Raw genomic sequence first — 12,703 nt, 5'->3', positions numbered from 1 at the left:
AAGTGACGTCCGAACTAGTGTCCTGAGTCATTAATTCGTCGGCAGTAGTTGGCGACGGATTCGAGGATTTGGTCGGCGGTTTTGGTCCAGACGTAGGGGCGGGGGTTGTCGTTCCAGGTTTGGATCCAGGCACGGATGTCGGTGTTGAGTTGGCGCACCGAGGTGTGGGTGCCGCGGCGCAGTTTCTTGGTGGTCAGTTCGGCGAACCACCGTTCGACCAGGTTCAGCCACGATGAGCTGGTCGGGGTGAAGTGCAGGACGAATCGCGGATGTGCTGTGAGCCAACGCTTCACCGCTGGGGTCTTGTGCGTGGAGGCGTTATCCAAGACCAGGTGCACGTCGAGATCGGTGGGTACTTCGGCGTCGATCTTGCGGAGAAACGCCAAGAACTCGGTGGCCCGGTGCCGCGAATGAAGGGCTCCGATGACCTTTCCGGTGGTGAGGTCGAGTGCGGCATACAGGCTGGAGGTGCCGTGACGAACGTAGTCGTGGCTGGCGCGCGCGGGGGTGCCCGGCAGCATCGGGAACACTGGCTGGGTCCGGTTCAAGGCTTGGATCTGAGTCTTTTCATCCACGCACAGCACCAGGGCCCGCTCGGGTGGATTTAGATACAGCCCGACGACGTCGCGGACCTTGGCCACGAACAACGGGTCCTTGGACAGTTTCCACGAATCCTGTTTGTGCGGAGCCAATCCGAACGCTCGCCATACCCGCGAGACCATCGACTGGCTCAGCCCGAGATGCTCGGCCATCGATCGGGTCGACCAGTGCGTGGCATCCGCTGGGGTGGTCTCCAACGTCGCAGTGATCAACGCTTCGATCTGCTCATCGCCCACCAGCCGTGGCCGGCCAGGACGCGGCTCATCGAGCAACCCGTCAAGCCGGTCGGTCACAAACCGCGTCCGCCACTTACGAGCACTGGAAATGTTGATATCGAGCTTGTCAGCGATCGCGGTATTGCTCAGCCCATCGGCAGCGGCCAGCACGATCCGCGACCGCATTGCCAACGCATTGGCACTGTTGGATCGCCTCGACCACGACAACAACTCAGACCGCTCGTCTTCGGTCAGATCCACCACGGGTGCGACAGGATTCGGCACCCACCAAGCTTAAACGCTAATGATGAATTAACGACTCACGACACTAGGAGAAACCCCGCAGCACATCTACGACGCGGTGAAACTTCTGCCTGAGTACCTCACCACCTGGCCGGACCCCCTGAGGTGATCCACGGCGAATGAGAGTGAGAGGTTGACGCCGTGTACGGGGTCGTCAATCCTTTTCGGCGGTGCCTTCCAGCTTGGCACGTGCGATCACGCGCCCACTCATGGCATGGAGTGTCTGGGTGAGTGTGAACTTTGGGGGGAGGTCGAGTCTTCTGTCGAGTGCGAAGATTTGGAAGACGTAGCTGTGCGGGCCGTGGGATCGGATGGGCATGGCACCGAACCAGCCTCGGCGAGGGCCGGCCTTGCCGAGCTTGGCTGCGCCACTCGCGCGGGAGTCGGTGAGGCCGTCTGTCGGAATGCCGCCGAGGGCTGGGTCGATGCCGGCCGCCAGTCCGTGGGTGTTGGGCCTTCCGAAGGGCGAGTCGGCGTCTTCGACGATGAGTACCAGTTCGACGGTGGCCTGAGGTGGCGGTGTCCAGCGAAGGGCTGGGGAGGTGTTGTGACCGAAGAGTCGGCCGCGGTACTGCTTCGGTATAGGGCCCTTGTGGCTGAAAGCGGGGCTGGTGAGGGCGAACGTCTCGGGCGCTTGCAGGTCGGGGCGGGCCCAGACCAAGCTGGCGTGTCCTACACGCTTGTTGCGCAGTGCGAGGCCAAGAGGATTCGGCGGCATGGTGGTTCGTGGCTCCGGGTTGTGACTGGTGGGATGATGAGGGCTCACACCGTGAACTGCTAGGCGGCGCCTTTTCGTTCATTGGGCGCGGACACCGCGCAAGGACAGCGGCGAGGTTTTCACCCGCGACCGAATCCGCTGCGGTATAAGCGATTCAGAATCGCGGCCTGGGAGGCGTACCGCGACGGCTGGTCGGTAGCGCGGAGAGGCGCGTGGTGCTTTAGATGCGCATCACCTGCTCGGCGTTGCGGTGGGCGATCGCGTGGTGCTGGTCATCGGTCAGGTCGGCTTGTTCGAGGAATATCGATACCTCTTCGCGTACGGCGTAGGGGAAATCCTCGGAGTGGATGATGCGTTCGGCGCCGAGTTCGGCGAGGATGAAGTTCAGTTGGTTGCGGTTGTACATTCCTGACGGCGTTACCCATACGTGGTTGCGGTAGTAGTCGCTGATCGGGCGGTCCAGATGGTCGGTGTAGCCGAATGATGAGTCGAGCCTGTTAAGCCAGAAGGCCATCAATTCGCCCCAGTGCCCGCTGAGCAGTTTGAGGTTTGGGTGGCGGTCGAGCGCTCCGGACAAGATGAGCCGCAATACGTGGATCCCGGCTTCGGCGTGCCACCCGAACGCCCCCCTCGAGAAGATGAATTGCACGGTAGCGGGCCAATTTCCGGTGTAGTAGGCGGTGGTGACCTGTTTGGACGGTGGTCCTGGGTGGAGGTAGATGGGCAGGTCAACCTCTTCGGCTGCGGCCAGCACCGAGGAGAAGCGTCGGTTATCAAGGAACAGGCCGCCGCAGGTTCCCATCACTAGAGTGCCGACGAAGCCCAGTTCGTTGACGCAGCGTCGCATCTCCTCGGCTGCCGCCTCGGGGTTGTGCAAGGGAATGGTGGCAAACCCGCGGAATCGGTCAGGATGCTGTGTGATCTGCGCGGCGAGCGCGTCGTTGACCATGCGGCACAATTCAATTGCGTCGGGGTGGTCGAGGTTGCCGGGGCTGTTTGCGCCGTGTGATACCACCTGGATGTCGATGCCAGCACGGTCCATGTGCTCTAGACGGCTGCCGCCGAGCTGTTCGGCTGAGTTCGTGTCATATGTGAAGCGATGTGGTAGATGGTCGGATTCGATGCGGACGGATGACGCCGGGCCGCTTAGCTCTAAGACGCGCGCAACCGCCTCGGGGTGGTGGAAGTGTTCTTCGACGGTGATGACACGCATCTGATCTCCTAGCGTTGTGGCGCGGTGGTGGTGGTCGGCGACATCCGGGCCATCGCCGCCACCACGGGGATAATGACCCAGGCCGGCTAGGTGGTCACCCGGGGGATTACCTCGTCGCCGAGCCGTTTGACCCATCCTGCCGGGTCCGGGTTGCCTGGCCAGGGTGCCGTATTGATCGTGTCGATTCCCAAGGCGGCGTACTGGTCGAGTGTGCGCAGGTAGTCGTCGACGGCGGTGAACGGATCATCGAAGTTACCTGCGGTCAACCGGATCTCAGAGAAGTCGCGCCCAACGGTGTCACAGTGCCGGCGGAGCACGTCGAGCTTATGCGGCAGTTCGTCTAGCGAGCAGGTGCCATTCCAGACGTCGGCGTACTGGGCAACCAGGCGTAGTGTCTTCTTCTCACCGGTGCCACCGATGAGGATGGGTGGCCGCCGGATCGGCTGAGGTTGGCAGATGGTTTCGGCGAGCTGGTAGTGCTTGCCGTGATATGCCCCGTCGTCCTCACTCCACATTTGAAGACAAATTTCCAGCGTCTCCTCAAGCATCTCGAACCGGTCCTTGAGCGGCGGATACGAAATGCCGAGCGCATGGTGCTCACGGTCATACCATGCGGCCCCGATACCGAACATCGAACGGCCGCCTGACAGCACGTCGAGCGTGGTGACGATTTTGGCCAACACACCGGGATAACGGTAGGTCACGCCGGTGACCATCATCGACAGGGTGATCCGTTCGGTCAGCGCGGCGAGGTACCCCATCGAGGTGTAGCCCTCCAAAAACGGATCTGTAGCGCTTCCAAAGGTCTCCATCTGGAAGAAGTGGTCAGCGAGAGTGAACATGTCGACACCGCCGTCTTCGGCGGCCTTGACCGTCGCGGCAAGTGTCGAAGCCAATTTCTCGGGCTGGCCAGGCAGAAAATCGATGTAGTGAATTCCGAACTTCATAATTTTCAAATACCTTTCGTCAATCGGTGAGTCGTTCCAGCAAGACCAGCGCCTCGTTGATGATGTGACGTTCAGCATCGGTGTAGCGGTCCTGCATGGTCTCGGCCAGCCACTCCTGCCGTACCTGGCGGCGGTGCGCGGCCCGGGCACGGCCCGACGCTGTCAACGAAATCACCTGACGTCGCCCGTCATGGGGATCGGGTGAACGCGCCAGATACCCGAGCCGATCGAGCCCGGCAAGGGTCGCCGTCATCGACTGGGAACGCACACGTTCGGCACCGGCAAGCTCACTGGTCGATGCGGGCCCGTCTTTGTACAGGCGAATGAGCACCGACGTCTGCGACGGTGTCAGGTCCGCCGCGGTATCGACTTCTCGAAGTCGATTACGCAACCTGCTGAACAACACTCGCAGATTGGTAGCCGCGACGGTAGCGGACGCAGTGGTCATATACGTAGCCTAGGCTACGTAGCCTGGACTGTCTATCTGGCCCTGAACACCTGAACAACTTGCCCGTTCACGGCAGTGGCAATCCACGTCCGCGGTGCTCTACGTTGCAGCTCTGCGGCGTCCTTCGAGTTGGGCATCGGGCAGCGTCGTTGAGCGCCGGTGTTGACCCGCGACGCGGCGGGTCCCAGGACGAATTGGTTTAGGGACAGGATGGATGCGGGTGCTCCTCGTAGATATCTGACCAGGTAGGGGCGTCGCTGTGGATTGCGTGCTCGGTGCTGTCGGCTTGCCGTCCTCAGGACGTAGGTGCCGCCACCAGCAAGAGATGTAGAGCAGCATCGAGAGCGCCAAGATGACAATCACCCAGACAACGACCGTGACGTCGACCCACCATCCCATTGGGGGAGCGTCAGGAAGCCCATTTCGCAGCGGCATCACCGAAAAGAGCATCGCCGCGTACCAGGTTGTCATGGGCGGCTGGAACTTTCGCTTGCCACGTGCCGTCTGAACGGCGACGAAGAGCCCGACCCCGGCAATCAAAATCAAAACACCGAGGATGAGGGCGGCCAACGCGCCCGTGCTCGGCGACCGCTGCACATTCACGCGATACGACGCAGGTGCAGCCGACTTGCTGGCGACCACCTTCCATCCGCGCAGGCGGTCAACGAAGGTGACCGAGGTCTGTTCGGGCCGTTGTGTAGCGCCGCGGAAGAGTTCGACCGTAATTGGCCGCGCGCGGTAATGATCGAACGGGTATTCCGCGGGATCGCCGGTTATGGACATGGAAACTGGAACGACGCCCGGCGCCTCACCTCTGGGCCAGCTGCGCTTGGTGGGAGTCACAACGGATGCGACGGTGACACCGAGATCTTGCTTGAGGACGTGGGTTTGCGGGTCCAGCAGTTCCGGCCCGGGAGAAACGATGAGGTTGCCCGTGAGGACGCCGTTGATTGGCTGAACCTCGAGGAGGTCGATGGTCACCGAAGTGCCGTCGGCGGCCGGCTCACCCTCAGTAACTTGACTGGGGCGACCTAACCCGGTGCTGGCATATAGCGCAACGGTCACGACATATGCGGCAATGAACGCAACGACGCCACCGACGACCACTTTCATAAGCGACTGTCCTTACAAGGGTTTCGGGCACAATGTGTCTTCCGCTGAGAATGTTATGACCTCATCAGGCGAATCACTCTCAACAACTCGGGTTACCGTCGACGGCCTGCCGGATCACCTCGCGCCCGGGCGGGCAGCACCGTTGGGTGCGAGGTATGCGGGCCGCGGACCTTACCGGTTGAGTCACCGTCGGCTGCGACAGCAACCAGACAAGTGATGCAGTGCGGTGGTCGCGTCTCGGTTGTCACGGCAGAAGGGCCGACGAGTGGTGTTTTCGTCGACGCTGACCCGCGACCAGTCAAGCGACCCGAATTCGCCGCCGCGCTCGGGCGCCGCGACACCCGCCCGCCTCACGGCCGGACGAAACGGCTGCGGCACAGGCAGTTCAGCGGGACTCGTAGCGCCGGTGCATATCGGTCTCGCGAGCGTCGGAAATCCGCTTCTGCTTGGCGATGTAGAGCTCGGCGTCCGCCGCGGCGTGCAGCGTAGCGAGATCGGCGTTCTTGCCGCCGGCCGACGCGGTCCCGATGCTGGTGCCCGGCGTATGTAGCCGCGCGGCCGCCACGAACTGCTCCGCCGCCATCGGCTTGCGGCCCGCACGGTCGGCGATGCACACCGCGAACTCGTCGCCGCCGAGCCTGGCCAGGACGGCGTTGGTGGGGGCCACTTCTCGCCAGAACTCCGCGCGACTGATCAAGTGCCGATCGCCGGCGACATGTCCGTCGGTGTCGTTGATCTGTTTGAAGTTGTCGATGTCCAGCGCGACGACGGTGACGGTGGTCCCGGTCGAACGGGCTCGTGCCAGCAGGTCGGCGGTGGCAATCTCCCATCCGGCACGGTTGAGCAGCCCCGTGAGCGGATCGGTACACGCCGCGGCGACCAGGGTTCGCGTCAACAGCCCGAACGACTCGGCGGCGCCGACAATCGCGATCACGAAGATCAGGTAGTCGATGTACAACTTGGGCATGGGTGCGAGCGCGAGCGCGACGACACACGCCACGGTGAGCGCGCCGACCAGCACGGCGCCCCGGCGCGGCGAGTAGAACCCACGGAGGTACATCGCCAGAAACATCGGGGCGATCAGGCAGACGAACTCGGCGACGATCGCGACGTGGAAGGCCATCACCAGGGGTGTCGCGACGATCGCCACGGCCGTCGCCGGCCCGGGTTTGGCGGGCCGGATGGCCAGCCACGCCAACGCCGCGGCGCCGAGCACGATCGCCGCGATGCCTCCTGTCGGGTTCCCTGGCTTCAACCCGGGGTGAATTCGGATGAAGGTGCTGAACACCACCCCCCAGGTGTAAAGAAACGTGGTGGCGCCCAAATAGATCCGCAGCAGCCGAACCTGATGCTTGCCGTAAAAGCCGCTGCCGGCGTCAGCGCGCAACCGCAACCGATTCCGGCCTGCCCGACGGCCGAAGGGGCCTCGGAGGCTAAGACCCATCCGGTCAACTCTCCCGGTCATGTGCTGACGCCGGCCAATTCTGACATCGCATTCTGACGAGCGCGCATTTATGAATATCTGAAACGGTACTAAAGCACGCCGCGACACGCGGAAGGAAGTCGCAAACTTCCGAGTCGGCGCGCCGCCGGGCCACGACGCAGTTCGAGGAAATAATCGTTACGGCCTGGCCCCTTGCGACAGGGGATTGCGAGTCCTAGCGTCGTCGCACTTCAACCCATTACGCACCGGAGAGCTTGCGGGGAGTGAATCGGTGCGTCGCCAACCGCGTGCACAGCAACCGTTGCCAGTCCCCGCCCCGCCCTGGCCGGACAGCTGCCTTCCAGCCCTATGCTGGGCGACCCCCAAAAGCCTTAAGGGCGGTGCGCATGGGTCCACATTGCGAAATTATTATCCGCAGGCACATCAACTTTATGACAGCCCCCGGGCGCCTGGTGATTGTTAGCCTTTCCAGACGACCTTGTCCGTACCGCCGGCGTCCCGGTACACCACGCTGTCCGGGTTCGTCCCGTTGCGAACGTCGAAGTAAATGCGCCCGGTGACAGGGCTACCCAGGGGGAGTGGTCCCTCGGGAAGGCCGTCGGTCTGGTTGCCCTTCATTACCGCGAACGTCGAGCTGTTGACGGCGCGAGCGTTGAAGTCGGCAATGTTCGGAGTTGCGTTTCCACTCACCCCTTTGGCCGTGACGTCGGAGTACCAGACGCCGTCGTTATGGCCGCTAGGCTGCAGGTTGCTGACGGTGTAGTCGATCGTGCCGCCCATACTGGAAATCTCCGCCGTCTGGCCGAACTGCAGCACTTGTGGGTCGGCCCATGCCGGTGTCGCCGCGAAGATTCCGACCGCAGCGATTGCAGCTGTCGCTGCCGTCGTTTTCGACGCTATGTGTGAGAATGCCACGTCGGGGCTCCCTTCATGAGGTGCCGGCTATCCAGCAGCGGCGGCTGCATTGATGTCTATCCAAAGCCCGGAATTTCAAACCTCCCGTTTCAGCGTCTATCGCTTGTCAATCCCGTTCGTTGACCGGCGGCCAGAACCATTGTTTGCTGGACTTGCTTACCGCTTGGGGGAGCGACGATGTTTAGCTCATGCTTATCTCGCGCGTCGAAGATCGAGGGATTTCGTAAACTCGGCCGCCGAGCTCGTGGTGGATTTGATCTAGCATCGATGTCCTTACTCCTCGCTTTTGCGACTTCGGCGCCGGTCGGATGCCTAGGTTCCTCAACGACCTGGTCGAGGGGAAGTGATCCCGACTTGCGATCGGCCTTTCGAGGCGGTGGTCTCGATAAAATGGTCGGGTACAGTCTGTTGAATTGGCGACTGGCGCGGGTGGGACACCACCGGGAAGCCAAAGGTTCGGACGCATCGACCGCCTGGGTGCTCCTCGATCTTCGAGGAGTGAAGCTGTGCCCACGACGACGCTCACCGACGAGCTGCCCCTCGCTGATACCGTTGGCCTGCGCCACCGGGTGATCACGATTCCGGCCACGCCGTGATGTCCCCGCACCGCCTCAAGGCGCCGCGATGGTCCGACGGCGATGGTGGCCGCGAGTACCTCCGAAGCCTGCCGGTATTGACCGGCACTGCCCCCGCTTTCGACACCGACGACACGCCAGCAGAACCTGTTACGTTGTTCATCAAATGGTTGCAGGACGCAGTCGAGGCCGCCCTTCCCGAACCTCATGCGATGACTCTGTCGACCGTTGATTCTCGAGGCTTCCCACAGGCCCGGGTACTGATTATCAAAGCCGTCGACGAACGGGGCTGGCACTTCGCAGTCAACGCGTCAAGTCAGAAAGGCCGTGAACTGTCGGCCAATCCTGTCGCGGCTCTGACCTTCTACTGGCCCGGGCTGGTTCGACAAGTGCGGATAAGCGGCGCGGTCATCAATGACGGGGCTCAAGCCAACGCGCAAGACTTCTTGGCCCGTCCCCTGGAGTCCCGCGCGATGGCATTGACGATGAAGCAAAGTCAACCACTGACCAATGGAGCAGAGCTGGATGCGGAGATCGCCCACGCTCACCGCAAGCTGGACAAGAATCCCAAAATCATCCCACCCGAATGGATTTCATACGCTGTGCGGGCTGAGTACGTGGAGTTCTGGCAGGGCGCTGCCGACCGGCGCCACCAGCGGCTGCGCTACGAGCGCAACGACGAGCGTTGGGATCGCCGTCGATTATGGCCATGAAGGCCGCGCTCCGTTGTACCACGTTATTTGATCTGGTTAGCGCGCCCCGAGGTTGCCCTTATCTGCTCGACCAGGATGTCTGCGTGGCCTGCGTGGCGGGCGATCTCTGCGATGAGACCGAGGTAGATGAAGCGCAGGCTCACTGCACCGACGAGGGTGTGGTTAGCGGTATCGTCGAGATCGTGGCGGGCGGCGATGTCATCGGAGATCGCGCATGCGGCTTGGTATTCGGCCACGACTTCGGGCAAAGTTTCACGATCGCCGACGTGGAAGCTCGCGTTACCCCCGACGGCTTGGCCGGTGCAGTCGTCAGCGCGCCAGCCGGCCAGGGTGCGTTGAAACCAAATCCGTTCCGCTGCAGCGCAATGCTTCACCAAGGAGAGCGGTGTCGTCAGCGATGGCACCAAGCGCATGCGGGCCTCAGCGTCCGATAGACCGCTGACCGCGGCGACGAGCTGTGAGCGCTGGAGTTGCAAGGTGTCCTGCAGCAGTTGCCGTTCGGAACCGGTGAATGGGCGGCCGGGAGTCAATGCGGCGGTCATCTGTCCTTCTTTCGGGTGATGTCTCGGTCCCGGGTGGACCGAGCTAGGGGATGTGCCGGGCTACGCTCGACGATCCGCGACGAGGCAATCGGGATACGACAACCGGGGCGACAGGGCCAGGAGGGGGAGGTCACGGGGATTGCGCGTCAGGTTTTGGCGACGTCTACTGGTCGGGCCGAGGCCGGCTCGACATCAAACACAGGACGCGAGGGCGAATACGATCCACGCTATCAGGCGGCATGATCGGGTGATGCGAATCTTCACGGTCGATTGCTTCACCGACCGCCCGTTTTCCGGCAATCCTAATGCGGTGTGCGTATTCAGTTCGGCGTGGCCGCAGGATGAGTGGCTCCAGCAGCTAGCCGCGGAGGTGAATCTGCCTGCCACCACTTTCGTCCGCCAGGTCGAGCCCCTTCCGGAATTGCGGTGGTTCAGCCCGCATTCTGAACTGAAACTTTGTGGCAGCGGGACTCTGGGCGCCGCCCATGTCCTCGACGAACTCGGCACGTATTCCACCACCATGGCTTTCGCGACGTGCGCTGGCCAGCTCGGCGCACGCCGAGATCCTGACCATCGCATCACCCTGGATTTTCCCGCCGACGACCCAAAACCGGTTACCGTTTCGCCCACCATTTCGGCTGCGGTTGGCGCTAAGGCGCTCGCGGCGGCACGCGGGCGATTAGACCTTCTGGCCGAACTGGACTCACCTGATGCGGTCCGCGACCTCACACCCGATCTCGCTGCGGTGTCCGCTTTGGATGCACGTGGTCTCATCGTTACCGCGCCAGGCGGTGCGGACTGCGACTTCGTATCGCGCTATTTCGCACCGGCAGCGGGCATCAGCGAGGACCCAGTCACCGCCTCAGCACACTGCACTTTGGGGGCGTACTGGTCACCGAAACTGAACAAGACCGCCATGACCGGCCTTCAACTCTCGACACGTGGAGGCCGCGTCGACGTGCGCCTGCGTGACAGCCGTGTCGACCTCAGCGGACGGGCCGTAACCATCACGCGCGGAGAGCTAGTCCTCTAAACGGCGAACGAACACTCGCAAGTCAACCGCCGGGGTAACTGTTCAGCGCTCATCTGGCCACAATCGGCCAGCCACGCTGCAATTTCATTGCGCAAGACGCTCCCGATTTCCGGACTGTACCGGCGGGGCATCTGGCCGTACGATCTTGAAATGTCGCAGCGGCGAACCCGACCGGCCGGAGATGTTGAGCACCTCGCCGAAGCCCTGTTGCCTTTCCGTAAGAGCTAAAAGCTGATGGCACGAGTCGCGGTGATCACCGGAGCCAGCCGGGGAATCGGCGCAGCCACCGCACGGGTCCTTGCCGAACGCGGATTCCGGGTGGTGGTCAATTACCGGTCGAGCGGTGCAGAGGCCGACGAGGTGGTTGCTGCCATCGAAGCGGCCCGCGGCGAGGCGGTGTCGGTCAAGGCTGACGTCACCGAATCCGATGACGTCAGCGCGCTGATCGGTGATACCGAGCGGCGTTGGGGCCAAGTCGATGTGCTCGTGCATAACGCGCTGATCCCTTACGACATCACCTCGTTCGCCGATCTGACGTGGGAACAGTTGGGCGGGAAGCTGGATCGCGAGCTGCACGCGGCCTTTCTTCTCACTAAAGCCGTTGTCCCAGGTATGTTTTCGCGCGGATATGGGCGTTTGATCTACCTCACCGCTGCGCCGTCACGGCATCCGCGCGCCGGCATGATCAACCTCGGCGTCGCCAAGGCGGCGATGAACAGTTTCGTTCGCTACGTCGCACTCGAGCTGGCGCCGCACGGCATCACCGCCAACCTCGTCGCGCCGGCAACCGTGCAGGGCACTGCGATGAACCAGAAGCTGACATCGGAGCAGTTGCGCAGCCTCGGGTCGGCCGCGCCGATGGGACGACTCGTGACGCCCGACGAGGTGGCCAAGACGTGCGCCTTTCTGGCGAGCGAAGAGTCCCAATTCACCACCGGCCACTATCTTCCCGTCGACGGCGGCCTGACGATGGATTGACCGCGACAGGTCACTCAGCTCCCGGAAGGACCTTTCAGCGATGCACACGATCGACCTTGCCTACGTCGGCCGCGGTATCCATGAGGAGCTGGTCGCCTACGTCGCCGACCAAGAGGGCTACTTCGAAGACGAGGGCCTGCACGTCGCCCTTCGAGACGGAACCCGTTGGGACATCTCGCGGGTCCGCGACTGCGCGACGATCGGGCTCGGCCGGGCCGCACTGTCGCGGCTGACCGACGGCTTTGAATGGGCCGTGTTGAGTGTCAACACAGACCGACCACTGTTCTGGTTCCTCGGCAACGCGACCGTGACGTCGATGGCGGACCTGCGCGGCCGCCGGCTGGCCGTGCATGCGCCGCAGAGCCCGCCCGGCTGCTTCGCCCGCATCGTGCTGCGTCGGCACGGCCTGGACCCTGACCGCGACGTGCAGTGCGTGGTACGGCATCCGGGCGACTACCAGATGGACCTGCGCCACCTACGCGACGGCTCCGTCGACGCCGCCTACGTCGGCAGCACCCTGGGACCCGAGCAGGTCGCCGAGGAAGAGGGTTTCCATGTGCTGGCCTGGGTGGGCGACCACTTCCAGATCCCGACCGTGGGCATCGCGGTGGACCCGACCCGCAATCCCGTCAAGAGCCCGGCGGTGCAAGCGTTGGTGCGAGCCAACCAGCGGGCCCTGAAGACGATGGCTGAGCACCCCGACCTAACCGCTGACTACATCTCGTCGTTCCTGGATCGGATGACAAATCAGGAGGTGCAGCACTACCACGAGCACTACATCCGCCCCTACTACAGCTGCGACGGTCGGGTGGATCTCAAGGCCGCGCAGCACGCGGTGGATGCGGTCGCCGCCGAACTCGGCGTCGCGTCGGCGCGCGCTGACGCCATCTACCTTGCATCCCCGTGAACCGATTAGGACAACAGCCATGGCCCCCGCAACCGACCT

General features: G+C 63.0%; 12 protein-coding genes, 1 pseudogene and 1 riboswitch. Of the genes and pseudogenes, 4 read left to right on the top strand and 9 right to left on the bottom strand.

The window, feature by feature from the left end:
- Nucleotides 1-14: 14 nt before the first annotated feature.
- From ACEL92_RS12645 to ACEL92_RS12610, 8 genes and pseudogenes are all read right to left on the bottom strand, one after another.
- Nucleotides 15-1,100, bottom strand: a complete 1,086-nt coding sequence (locus tag ACEL92_RS12645) for an IS630 family transposase (protein WP_374021365.1) — start codon at nt 1,098-1,100, stop codon at nt 15-17.
- 172 nt (nt 1,101-1,272) lie between these two features.
- Nucleotides 1,273-1,884: a YbhB/YbcL family Raf kinase inhibitor-like protein gene (locus tag ACEL92_RS12640; protein ID WP_374025872.1), complete on the bottom strand. Its 612-nt coding sequence runs from the start codon at nt 1,882-1,884 to the stop codon at nt 1,273-1,275.
- Nucleotides 1,885-2,056: 172 nt separating this feature from the next.
- A complete protein-coding gene (locus ACEL92_RS12635; RefSeq protein ID WP_374025871.1) occupies nt 2,057-3,049 on the bottom strand; it encodes an amidohydrolase family protein in 993 nt (330 codons plus the stop codon).
- A gap of 86 nt (nt 3,050-3,135) precedes the next feature.
- The gene (locus ACEL92_RS12630) at nt 3,136-3,996 is read right to left on the bottom strand and encodes an LLM class F420-dependent oxidoreductase (protein ID WP_374025870.1); all 861 of its coding nucleotides are present in this window, start codon (nt 3,994-3,996) and stop codon (nt 3,136-3,138) included.
- A 19-nt stretch (nt 3,997-4,015) separates the two neighbouring features.
- The gene (locus ACEL92_RS12625; RefSeq protein WP_374025869.1) at nt 4,016-4,444 is read right to left on the bottom strand and encodes a MarR family winged helix-turn-helix transcriptional regulator; all 429 of its coding nucleotides are present in this window, start codon (nt 4,442-4,444) and stop codon (nt 4,016-4,018) included.
- A 294-nt stretch (nt 4,445-4,738) separates the two neighbouring features.
- Nucleotides 4,739-5,557, bottom strand: a pseudogene (locus ACEL92_RS12620) (DUF4436 domain-containing protein); the annotation flags it as partial.
- Between the two features lie 385 nt (nt 5,558-5,942).
- Nucleotides 5,943-6,950, bottom strand: a complete 1,008-nt coding sequence (locus ACEL92_RS12615; protein WP_374026195.1) for a GGDEF domain-containing protein — start codon at nt 6,948-6,950, stop codon at nt 5,943-5,945.
- 510 nt (nt 6,951-7,460) lie between these two features.
- Nucleotides 7,461-7,916 carry a DUF1942 domain-containing protein gene (locus ACEL92_RS12610; RefSeq protein ID WP_374025868.1) on the bottom strand — a complete coding sequence of 152 codons (456 nt, stop codon included), beginning with the start codon at nt 7,914-7,916 and terminating at the stop codon, nt 7,461-7,463.
- Between the two features lie 406 nt (nt 7,917-8,322).
- A riboswitch (ZMP/ZTP riboswitch) is annotated at nt 8,323-8,402 on the top strand.
- Nucleotides 8,403-8,511: 109 nt separating this feature from the next.
- On the opposite strand from ACEL92_RS12610, the gene ACEL92_RS12605 reads away from it, so the two are divergent.
- Entirely contained in the window at nt 8,512-9,204 is a 693-nt protein-coding gene (locus ACEL92_RS12605; protein WP_374026194.1) for a pyridoxal 5'-phosphate synthase, read from the top strand.
- A 23-nt stretch (nt 9,205-9,227) separates the two neighbouring features.
- Here ACEL92_RS12605 and ACEL92_RS12600 read toward each other — a convergent pair whose 3' ends face one another.
- Nucleotides 9,228-9,746 carry a DinB family protein gene (locus tag ACEL92_RS12600; protein WP_374025867.1) on the bottom strand — a complete coding sequence of 173 codons (519 nt, stop codon included), beginning with the start codon at nt 9,744-9,746 and terminating at the stop codon, nt 9,228-9,230.
- A 250-nt stretch (nt 9,747-9,996) separates the two neighbouring features.
- Here ACEL92_RS12600 and ACEL92_RS12595 point away from each other — a divergent pair, with 250 nt between their 5' ends.
- The 3 genes from ACEL92_RS12595 (at nt 9,997) to ACEL92_RS12585 (ending at nt 12,664) form a co-directional block, all read left to right on the top strand.
- The gene (locus ACEL92_RS12595) at nt 9,997-10,779 is read left to right on the top strand and encodes a PhzF family phenazine biosynthesis protein (RefSeq protein WP_374025866.1); all 783 of its coding nucleotides are present in this window, start codon (nt 9,997-9,999) and stop codon (nt 10,777-10,779) included.
- A gap of 234 nt (nt 10,780-11,013) precedes the next feature.
- Nucleotides 11,014-11,757 carry an SDR family NAD(P)-dependent oxidoreductase gene (locus ACEL92_RS12590; protein ID WP_374025865.1) on the top strand — a complete coding sequence of 248 codons (744 nt, stop codon included), beginning with the start codon at nt 11,014-11,016 and terminating at the stop codon, nt 11,755-11,757.
- 40 nt (nt 11,758-11,797) lie between these two features.
- The gene (locus ACEL92_RS12585; protein WP_374025864.1) at nt 11,798-12,664 is read left to right on the top strand and encodes an ABC transporter substrate-binding protein; all 867 of its coding nucleotides are present in this window, start codon (nt 11,798-11,800) and stop codon (nt 12,662-12,664) included.
- Nucleotides 12,665-12,703: the final 39 nt, after the last annotated feature.

This window comes from Mycobacterium hainanense, from assembly GCF_041890355.1.
Classification (GTDB): domain Bacteria; phylum Actinomycetota; class Actinomycetes; order Mycobacteriales; family Mycobacteriaceae; genus Mycobacterium; species Mycobacterium hainanense.
Note: the sequence above shows the minus strand (reverse complement) of the source record. Positions and strands in the feature narration are given on the sequence as shown.

What these genes read in the sequence shown, in the direction of transcription:
- ACEL92_RS12635 (WP_374025871.1), bottom strand. Translation starts at nt 3,049, where the DNA reads ATGCGTGTCATCACCGTCGAAGAACACTTCCACCACCCCGAGGCGGTT.
- ACEL92_RS12630 (WP_374025870.1), bottom strand. Translation starts at nt 3,996, where the DNA reads ATGAAGTTCGGAATTCACTACATCGATTTTCTGCCTGGCCAGCCCGAG.
- ACEL92_RS12625 (WP_374025869.1), bottom strand. Translation starts at nt 4,444, where the DNA reads ATGACCACTGCGTCCGCTACCGTCGCGGCTACCAATCTGCGAGTGTTG.
- ACEL92_RS12605 (WP_374026194.1), top strand. Translation starts at nt 8,512, where the DNA reads ATGTCCCCGCACCGCCTCAAGGCGCCGCGATGGTCCGACGGCGATGGT.
- ACEL92_RS12600 (WP_374025867.1), bottom strand. Translation starts at nt 9,746, where the DNA reads ATGACCGCCGCATTGACTCCCGGCCGCCCATTCACCGGTTCCGAACGG.
- ACEL92_RS12595 (WP_374025866.1), top strand. Translation starts at nt 9,997, where the DNA reads ATGCGAATCTTCACGGTCGATTGCTTCACCGACCGCCCGTTTTCCGGC.
- ACEL92_RS12590 (WP_374025865.1), top strand. Translation starts at nt 11,014, where the DNA reads ATGGCACGAGTCGCGGTGATCACCGGAGCCAGCCGGGGAATCGGCGCA.
- ACEL92_RS12585 (WP_374025864.1), top strand. Translation starts at nt 11,798, where the DNA reads ATGCACACGATCGACCTTGCCTACGTCGGCCGCGGTATCCATGAGGAG.